At 53.6% G+C, this 8722-nt stretch carries 7 protein-coding genes; all 7 read left to right on the top strand.

The genetic code is table 11. From position 1 onward, the window contains the following. Positions 1 to 157 precede the first annotated feature (157 nt). Complete coding sequence (locus tag RIFP1SYM_RS14675) at positions 158 to 2611, top strand: CRISPR-associated helicase/endonuclease Cas3 (RefSeq protein ID WP_039960642.1); 2454 nt, start codon at positions 158 to 160, stop codon at positions 2609 to 2611. Positions 2612 to 2622: 11 nt separating this feature from the next. Next, entirely contained in the window at positions 2623 to 3330 is a 708-nt protein-coding gene (gene cas5c / locus RIFP1SYM_RS14670) for a type I-C CRISPR-associated protein Cas5c (protein ID WP_005966191.1), read from the top strand. Then, positions 3327 to 5321 carry a type I-C CRISPR-associated protein Cas8c/Csd1 gene (gene cas8c / locus RIFP1SYM_RS14665; RefSeq protein WP_005966190.1) on the top strand — a complete coding sequence of 665 codons (1995 nt, stop codon included), beginning with the start codon at positions 3327 to 3329 and terminating at the stop codon, positions 5319 to 5321. Before cas5c ends, cas8c begins: the two co-directional genes overlap by 4 nt. Beyond that, entirely contained in the window at positions 5322 to 6164 is an 843-nt protein-coding gene (gene cas7c, locus RIFP1SYM_RS14660) for a type I-C CRISPR-associated protein Cas7/Csd2 (protein ID WP_005966189.1), read from the top strand. It abuts the gene before it with no gap. 379 nt (positions 6165 to 6543) lie between these two features. Then, positions 6544 to 7191 carry a CRISPR-associated protein Cas4 gene (gene cas4 / locus RIFP1SYM_RS14655; RefSeq protein ID WP_005966188.1) on the top strand — a complete coding sequence of 216 codons (648 nt, stop codon included), beginning with the start codon at positions 6544 to 6546 and terminating at the stop codon, positions 7189 to 7191. Further along, on the top strand, positions 7188 to 8222 hold the full coding sequence (gene cas1c / locus RIFP1SYM_RS14650) for a type I-C CRISPR-associated endonuclease Cas1c (protein ID WP_005966186.1): 1035 nt from the start codon (positions 7188 to 7190) through the stop codon (positions 8220 to 8222). The genes cas4 and cas1c overlap by 4 nt, the downstream gene beginning before the upstream one ends. Before the next feature lie 14 nt (positions 8223 to 8236). Beyond that, positions 8237 to 8527, top strand: a complete 291-nt coding sequence (cas2, locus tag RIFP1SYM_RS14645; protein WP_005966185.1) for a CRISPR-associated endonuclease Cas2 — start codon at positions 8237 to 8239, stop codon at positions 8525 to 8527. Positions 8528 to 8722: the final 195 nt, after the last annotated feature.

The raw sequence follows: 8722 nt of genomic DNA, 5'->3' as shown, positions 1-8722 counted from the left end.
GCCCGATGAATCGGAACCCCGATTCTGCGGTCGGTGATCAGCGTCTGCGTGCGCTAGGTACATATTGAGCGGGTTGCCGTATTTGCCGGAAGACATTCATACAAATATGCCTGACGGAAGAACCAATCATATCATTGAGAGTTGGCAGAATAATTCGATGGATAATAGCCATTCTAACCACAGTCATATCATTGCTCACCGACGCAGCAGCGATGGAAAACTCCAGTTATTAGAGACGCACTTGGAAGAAACTGCTGCCATCGCTGCCAGTATCACCGCGAAGATCGGGCTGTCCGAAGTAGGAGAGTTATTAGGGCTGCTGCACGATGTCGGCAAGTACAGCGCCAAGTTTCAGGGGTATATCCAGTCGGCAACCGGAATGATTGATCCTGATGCCGATTACTTTTCTGACTTTAGAACTCAAAAAGGGAAGATCGACCACTCAACTGCCGGAGCGCAGTGGGTGTGGCAGCGGCTGGGGCGCTATGGGGATCGGGGCAGATTTTGTGCCCAGATATTGGCAACCTGCCTTGCGTCACATCATAGTGGGTTGATCGACTGCCTGAAGCCGGAAGGGGAGGATGGGTTTAAGCGCCGTATCGACAAACCCGACCAGGATACTCATCTGAGTGAATGTCAGAGTAAGGCCGCCACCGACTATCTCAAGCACTTAGAACGCTTGGCAGATAGACCGCTGCTGATGGCAATGCTTGGCAAGTTACAACAATTAGGAGCAGGTAAGCAGCACGGGCAATCGATCTCTGAGACCATCAAACACTTCTATGTTGGCATGTTTACCCGCTTTCTGTTCAGCGCCCTGATTGATGCAGACCGTATCAACAGTGCCGACTTCGAACATCCTGAGAACCAAGGATTACGCAACAACGCCCCCATCGAATGGGAGGTTGCCATCAACCGCACGGAGGCGGCGTTGAATGAATTACCCGTTCGCAACCGGATCGATGAGATCAGGCGGGATATCTCCGACCGTTGTCGTCAACGTGCAGAGGAGCCACAGGGCATCTACAGCCTCACCGTACCGACCGGCGGCGGCAAGACCTACGCCAGCCTCCGCTATGCGCTGCACCACGCCAAAACCCATAAACTGGACCGGATCATCTATGTGATCCCCTACACCTCCATCATTGAACAGAATGCCGAGGCGATTCGTGAGCTAATTGAGTGTGGTAGTGATGCGCGTCCCTGGGTTCTGGAACATCACTCCAATCTGGAACCCGAGCAGCAGACATGGCACAGCAAACTGGCTGCCGAAAACTGGGATGCGCCAATCGTGCTGACGACCATGGTGCAGTTCCTGGAAGCCCTGTTCAGTGGCGGTACCCGTGGGGCGCGCCGCATGCACCAGCTTGCCAACAGCGTTATTGTCTTCGACGAGATCCAAACCCTGCCGGTCAACTGCACCCACCTATTCTGTAATGCAATTAACTTCCTGACCACCTATACCCGCACCACCGCCCTGCTTTGTACCGCCACCCAGCCGCTACTCAATCAGCTGCGTACCCCCGAAAAGGGGGGGCTGTCGATACCGCCGGAAAATGAGCTGGCCGGTGATCTTTCACAACTGTTTGCGGAGTTAAAACGGGTTGATATCAGCAATCGGGTGAGAGACAAGGGCTGGAGCGCCGAAGAGATCAGGGATCTCATTCTAGAACAGTTTTCCGAACAGGGTAACTGTCTGGTGATCGTCAATACCAAGGGGTGGGCAAAACGGCTCTACCAACTGTGCCGTGAGCAGATAAGTGATACCGATACACTCTTTCACCTCAGCACTCACCAGTGTCCTGCCCATCGTAAGGAGCTACTAGGCAAGATCAGAAAACGGCTCGATGATGACAAGCCAGTGGTCTGTATCAGTACCCAGTTGATGGAGGCAGGGGTCGATGTCGATTTTGCCAGTGTGATCCGATTTCTGGCTGGGCTCGACTCTGTTGCCCAGTCTGCCGGTCGCTGTAATCGCAACGGCAGGTTGAAGTCGGCAACGGTTCATGTCATCAACCCCGCTGATGAGCCAATCAACAGGATGGCTGATATCAAGGAGGGACGCGATCAGGCACTGAGGATATTTAATGAATTCAGTAACGATGAGCTGCTCACCCCGCCGGTGATGAGCCAATATTTTTACTACTACTTCTTCAGTCGTGACAAGGTAATGTCCTATCCGCTGACATCCAGGCAAGCGGGGCAACAGGAAAGTCTGCTTAACCTGTTGGCTGACAATAAAAATAACAGTATGGGTGGGCGATTAATAAGGTTAAATCAATCCTTCATGACAGCGGGTAAGGCTTTCAAGGCCATTGATGCCCCGACAGAAGCGATCATTGTCCCCTATGGTGAAGGGGAACTGCTTATCGCTGCTTTGTGCGGTGTCTCAATCGAATACGACCCCAGAGAGTATTATCGACTGTTGAAAGCGGCACAGAAATATAGTGTCAACCTCTTTCCCAATGTTTTACAGAAACTGAGGGAGCAGGAGGCCATTCATGAGATACAGCCAGGTGAAGGGATCTTCTATCTGGACGAGCGGTATTACAGCGAAGCATTTGGGGTGGCAACCGAAGAGGTTGCAGTACTCGGATTTTTGAATGTTTAAGGAGGATCAACTTGGATAACAAGATCAGTTTCAAGGTTCATGGCCGTTATGCGCTATTTACCGATCCCATCACTCGGGTTGGGGGAGAGAAGTGCTCCTATCACCTGCCCACCTATGAGGCCATCAAGGGCATCATCAAGTCGATCTACTGGAAGCCAACCCTGATCTGGGTAGTGGATCGGGTGCGGGTAGTGAAACCGCTCAGAACCCAGACCAAGGGGATGAAGCCGATTCGTTATCATAAATCGGGCAACGACCTCTCTATCTACACCTTCCTGCATGACGTGGAGTATCAGGTTGAAGCCCACTTTGAGTGGAACCGCCACCGTCCCGAACTGGAGGTTGACCGTATAGCCCCAAAGCATTTGGCGATTGCCAAACGGATGATCGAGAAAGGGGGGAGACAAGATATCTTTCTCGGCACCCGCGATTGCCAGGGATATGTGGAGCCATGTGAGTTTGGTGAAGGAGTGGGAGCCTATGATGAGATTGATGAATTGGGATTTGGCCTAATGTTTCACGGTTTCGACTATCCAGACGAGACCGGCAAAGATGAGTTGCATGGTCGTTTTTGGCACGCCACCATGAGACGTGGTGTTATCGACTATCCCGCGCCATCACAATGTGATGTGCGGCGCTTTATTCGCCCCATGCAGGCAAAGACCTTTGTATTAAATGAATCTCACAAGGGGGTTGAGCAAGAGGAGTTGGAACGATGAGCTGGATGGCGAAGTTGTATGAGACTTACGAGGCGGCCATGCAGCTGGATCTGGATGGTGATGCCAAGCTGATGCCCATTAGCCACACCATACAGAATGCCCACATCAAGATAGTGATCGATGGGGAAGGAAACTTTTTACGTGCCGAGGTACTGGAGAAGATCCCCATAATTATACCGGCCACTGAGGCATCTGCCGGAAGAAGTGGAACCAAACCTCCTCCCCATCCTTTGGCAGATAAACTGCAATATGTTGCCAAGGATTATCCAAAATTTGGAGGAAAAAAATGGTTTGATTTTGATAGCTATCAACAACTGCTCTGTGAGTGGTGTGAGTCTGAGTATTCACACCCGAAGTCACAAGCCGTCTACCGTTATATCTCCCAAGGAGAGGTTATTAAAGATTTGATCGAGGCGGCTGTGCTCTTTGTTGATGAAGAGGGCTTGCTGCTTGAGCAGTGGGAAGGAGAAGGAGAGATACCAAAAATATTCAAGGTTCTTCCGAAGACAAAAAAATTGACCGACCAGGGGACTGCCTTAGTGACATGGAGTGTTGAGATTGCAGGAGATGCGCATGCAAATACTTGCGATGATCAGTCACTTCAGCAGAGTTGGATTAACTATGAAACCTCCCGAGGTGGTTTGGAAGGCCTCTGTTTTATCAGTGGAGAGCGGCAATCAGTGGCGTATAGTCATCCAGCAAAGCTCCGCCACTCAGGTGACAACGCCAAACTGATTTCAGCCAATGACCTGACTGGCTTTACTTTTCGTGGGCGGTTTACCGATACAAAAAAGAGTATTGAGCAGCAGGGTAACCAAGCAGCCAGCATCGGCTTTATGCCGACCCAAAAGGCCCACAATGCACTGCGTTGGTTGATCGCGCGTCAAGGATTTCATAACGGAGAGCAAAGGTATGTGACATGGGCAGTATCGGGCAAGCCGATCCCCAAGCCGACTGAGAGTAGCTGGAATTTGATGAGTGAAGAGCTGGTGCTTGAGGATGAGCTACCTCTATCGGAGGCTGATAATGCGCCAGACCATACACGCAACCTTGGCGCAGCCTTCGCGGGCCAACTCAACAAGTACATGGCAGGTTATCGGGCCAGGTTGAATCCCACGGAAGATATCGTAGTGATGGGGATCGACTCTGCCACGCCAGGCCGGATGAGTGTGATCTACTACCGGGAACTGATCGCCAGTGAGTTCCTTGATCGATTAACCCGTTGGCATTCCGAGTTTGCCTGGCATCAGCGCCATAAAAGAGAGCTTCCCGCATCGGGAAATCGAAAGCCAAAGACAGAGACCATCTGGCCCATCTGCTCTCCTGCACCCAGAAATATCGCAGAGACTGCCTATGGGGTCACTCTGACGGATGAACTGAAAAAAAGTGTCGTGGAGCGCATCATGCCCTGCATCATCGATGCGGCACCATTTCCACATGATCTACTGGATAGCTGTGTTCGCCGTGTCAGCAATCGGGTCAGTTACAAGTCCGACGATTTCTGGCGTTGGCAGCAGGATCTGGGTATCACCTGTGCCCTCTATCGCGGCTATTTCATGCGCCATCCAAAACCAAATCTGAGAAAGGAGTACTCCATGTCATTAGAAGAGAACAATCACAGTCGTGATTACCTGTATGGCCGGCTATTGGCGATTGCTGAATGTATCGAAGAGATTGCGCTTTCGGTAGGAGGCGAGAATCGCACCACCACGGTAGCTCGGCTGATGCAGCGGTTTGCCGACCGTCCCTATAGCACCTGGCGCAATATTGAGTTGGCACTACTCCCCTATATGCAGCGACTACAGGTATCCAGAACCGAATTTTTGGTAGATATCAAAAGGGAGCTGGATCGTGTATTGGCTGCCTTTGCAACCGATGACTTTACCAGTGAAAGGCCATTATCAGGTGAGTTCCTGCTGGCCTACCATTGCCAGCGGCTGGAATTTCCCAATAAGCAAACCCAATCAGATTCAAACAAGGAGAGCAACTAAATGAGCAGTCTGACCAAAAAAATAGATTTTGCCGTGATCTTCACTGTCAAAAATGCCAATCCTAATGGCGATCCACTCAATGGTAATCGACCCAGAACCGACTATGAGGGGTATGGCGAGATCACCGATGTCTGTCTCAAACGCAAGATCCGTGACCGCCTCCAGAGTGATGGACAGGCAATCTTTGTGCAGTCGGATGAGAAGAAGACGGATGGAATGCCCAGCCTGAAGGCAAGAGCTGAATCGGATGAACATGGATTAGGGAAGGATAGCTTTAACGTAAAAAAAACCACCCCTGATGAGACTGCGCGTCGCGCATGTGAAAAGTGGCTCGACGTGCGTACCTTTGGACAACTGTTTGCTTTCAAGAGCGATGCCAAGGACGGAGTTTCGATCCCCATTCGTGGCCCGGTATCGATTCAGTCCGCCTTTAGTGTGGAACCCGTCAGTATCACTAGCACCCAGATCACTAAAAGTGTGAGTGGAGAAGGGGATGGCAGCAAGAAATCCTCCGACACCATGGGTATGAAACATCGCGTCGATAGTGCCACTTATGTCGTCTACGGTAGCATGAATCCACAACTGGCCGAGCGCACAGGCTTCAGTACTGAAGATGCTGAGGCCATCAAGACGGTACTACCACGCCTGTTTGAAGGGGATGCCTCCTCCGCCCGGCCCGAAGGGTCGATGGCTGTAGAGAAGCTGATCTGGTGGCAACATAACTGCAAATCGGGTCAATACTCATCGGCAAAGGTACATCGCACCTTGCAAGTCAATTCCGATGCCAGTTATCAGTTGACCAATCTGGAGGGACTGGTTCCCGAGGAGATCGACGGCTTTTGATTGGGACTTAGGAGGTGCTACCGGGTGCTGTTCGATGGCGAACCTATTGACGATGTGGTCAAACCTGGAGGGTTCAAGGATTTGCACTAGCCTGATCTTTGTCGCCGAGTTGTGTTACTGGGCTTGCAAGCGCGGCTTGGAGCGGAAGGTCGGGTTGCTGCTGGGGGCGATAGAAGTTATTTCATTCGAAAAGCCTTGTGATCATATCTAGGCTGTGTTGCGGACAACCCTTGAGCGTAGCAGGTTGTCTATTGGAGAGAACGATATGCTGATTGCTGCCCTGGCGTTGGCACTTGGATTGACCGTCGCCACTTATTACGGCAGGGAATTGAGGCAAGTATCTGGCCTGCAAGTAGAAGCTTTTCTGGAGTAAAGCCCTGTGCGTGATACGGATATCGACCTGCTGCCCCTCTCGGCCTTACAACACCTGGCCTACTGCCCGCGCCAGTGTGCCCTGATCCACCTGGAGCAGAGCTGGCAGGAGAACCGCTTCACCGCTGAGGGGCAGATCCTGCACCAGCGTGCCAACAGCGGTGAGGCGGAGAGCCGGGGTGATCTGCATATTGCCCGTTCGTTGCGTCTCCACTCCCGCCAGTTGGGGCTGAGCGGGATCGCTGATGTGGTGGAGTTTCATCAGGCGGAGGAGGGGGCGAGGCTAGCGGGTCGGAAGGGGTATTGGCGGCCCTATCCCGTGGAATATAAGCGGGGGCGGCGCAAGCGCGATGACTGGGACCGTATCCAGCTCTGTGCCCAGGCGCTCTGCCTTGAAGAGATGTTTGACACACCGGTTTCAGAAGGGGCGATGTTCTACGGCAAGGCGCGCCGCCGGGAGCGGGTGCCAATCGATGCGCCGTTGCGGGAGCAGACTGCGGCACTCGCTGAGCAGCTGCACACCCTCTGGTCCGCCAGAAAGACCCCACCCCCTGAGCCCGGCCCCAAGTGTGACCACTGTTCGCTGGTTGAGCTCTGTATGCCCCGGCATGGCTCGGCCAGCGTCTATCTGCAACGGATGCTCGATCTGCCATGAAAAAACTGCTCAATACTCTCTATGTCACCACCCAGGGCGCGTGGCTGGCCCGCGAACGGGAGAATGTGCTGGTGCGGATCGAACAGGAGACCCGCCTGCGGTTGCCGATCCACACCCTGGGCGCCATCGTCTGCTTTGGTCAGGTTTCTGCCAGTGCGCCGTTGATGGGGCTCTGCGCTGAACGTGGGGTGGGCTTGGCCTTTCTTACCAAGCGCGGGCGATTTCTGGCGCGGGTGCATGGGCCAGTTTCGGGCAACGTGCTGCTGCGTCGAGAACAGTATCGCCAGGCTGATGATGATGCAGCCACGGCTCGTATTGTCTCGGTGCTGGTCGCCACCAAGATCGCCAACAGTCGGACTGTCTTACAGCGCGCCTTGCGTGATCGTCCAGATGGTGAGGGTGTCGCAGGGTTGCAGGCAGCGGTGACGCATCTGGCCAGCTTACAGCGCAGTGTAGTGGGGCGGGGTGATGGCCTCGACAGCCTGCGTGGCACCGAAGGCGCTGCAGCCCGCGCCTATTTTGGTGTCTTCGATGATCTGATAACCCATTCCGATCCGGCCTTTCGTTTCGATGGGCGCAGCCGGCGGCCGCCCCTCGATCCGCTCAATGCGTTGCTATCGTTCCTCTACACCCTGTTGCGCCATGACATAGCCTCCGCGCTGGAGGTGGTTGGTCTTGATCCGGCCGTTGGCTACCTGCACCGTGATCGACCGGGGCGCCCTGGTCTTGCCCTCGACCTGATGGAGGAGTTGCGCGCCTTTCTTGTCGATCGACTGGTGCTTAGCCTGATCAACCGGCGTCAACTCAAACCGGCAGGCTTCACAACCAGTGAGGATGGGGCGGTGATGATGAACGATGAGACCCGCAAGGCGGTGCTGGTCGCTTACCAGGAGAGAAAGGCCGATCGGTTGCGCCACCCCTTTCTGGATGAGGAGCTTGAGATTGGTCTGATTCCCCATATCCAGGCGCGCCTTTTCGCCCGCTATCTACGTGGTGACCTCGATGCCTATCCCGCCTTCATCTGGCGCTGAAGTGGAGAGCTGTCATGATGGTACTCATCACCTATGATGTTCGCACCGAAACCCCAGATGGCCCCCGTCGCTTGCGCCGGGTTGCCAAGGCTTGTCAGGATTATGGCCAGCGGGTCCAATACTCCGTCTTCGAATGTCTGGTGGACCCGGCCCAGTGGGTGCAGCTCAAACAGCGCTTGATCGAAGAGATCGATACCGACCAGGACAGCCTGCGCTTCTACTATCTCGGTGCCAACTGGAAAAGGCGGGTGGAACATATCGGCGCCAAAGCCGGCTATGATCCAGAAGGCCCCCTGATCATCTGATCCTCCTGCGCGAACCCCAAGCGGACAGATAATGCCTGGCAGGTTCGCGCGGCTCTTTAAACAAAGTGAAAACAGAGCGTTATTGATGATGAGCGGATGCGTGCCTGAGCAAGAGAGTGAGAGTGCACCAGAAAGTAACAGCTTCGCGGAAATGTATGGTAAAAACCTTACTGCTCCAATAGTTACTGTGGAGCA

The sequence above is a fragment of the endosymbiont of Riftia pachyptila (vent Ph05) genome, from assembly GCF_000224455.1.
GTDB classification, from domain to species: Bacteria; Pseudomonadota; Gammaproteobacteria; order Chromatiales; family Chromatiaceae; genus Endoriftia; species Endoriftia persephonae.
The sequence above is the reverse complement of the archived record's forward strand: the minus strand, read 5'-3'. Positions and strand labels throughout refer to the sequence as shown.

Coding starts and splice junctions, on each gene's coding strand:
- cas1c (WP_005966186.1), top strand. CDS start 7,188: ATGAAAAAACTGCTCAATACTCTCTATGTCACCACCCAGGGCGCGTGG.
- cas2 (WP_005966185.1), top strand. CDS start 8,237: ATGATGGTACTCATCACCTATGATGTTCGCACCGAAACCCCAGATGGC.
- cas7c (WP_005966189.1), top strand. CDS start 5,322: ATGAGCAGTCTGACCAAAAAAATAGATTTTGCCGTGATCTTCACTGTC.
- cas8c (WP_005966190.1), top strand. CDS start 3,327: ATGAGCTGGATGGCGAAGTTGTATGAGACTTACGAGGCGGCCATGCAG.
- RIFP1SYM_RS14675 (WP_039960642.1), top strand. CDS start 158: ATGGATAATAGCCATTCTAACCACAGTCATATCATTGCTCACCGACGC.